The organism is Clostridium tagluense, from assembly GCF_003865095.1.
GTDB lineage: Bacteria > Bacillota > Clostridia > Clostridiales > Clostridiaceae > Clostridium_AD > Clostridium_AD tagluense.
This window is the reverse complement of sequence record NZ_BHYK01000131.1, coordinates 1-359: the sequence shown is the minus strand read 5'-3', so window position 1 is coordinate 359 and position 359 is coordinate 1. Positions and strand designations below refer to the sequence as shown.

The 359-nt window shown below is 28.7% G+C and carries 1 pseudogene; it reads right to left on the bottom strand.

Annotated elements, in window-relative coordinates:
• Window positions 1-359 (bottom strand): annotated as a pseudogene (locus Ctaglu_RS24855) (replication initiation protein); the annotation flags it as partial.

Genomic DNA, 359 nt, shown 5'->3' with positions numbered 1-359 from the left:
TTTTCTTTGATTATATTTATATCTCCATTGGCACTAATCAATATGCTTTGTGCCTCCTGGTCTGTTATTTCTTCTTTTATAATCTCTTTTACAAGTTTAATATGGTCAATGTTTTGTTGTGGCTTTGGTTTAGGCTCTGCCAGGGTAGCTGCTATTTCACTTTTACAAGTATTTTTATTACTGGTTATGTAAAATTTAATTGAAGTTACTTTTCTACCGGTCTTTACTTCTTCATAGTCAAAATTAATATCTGTTTTTTCTGCAAGTTCTTTCTGTGCCTTGGTTATTATTCTATTTTTAAAATTATTATAAATATTATATGCTTTCTCTTTAGATCCTACCATGTTTTTAAGTTCTTC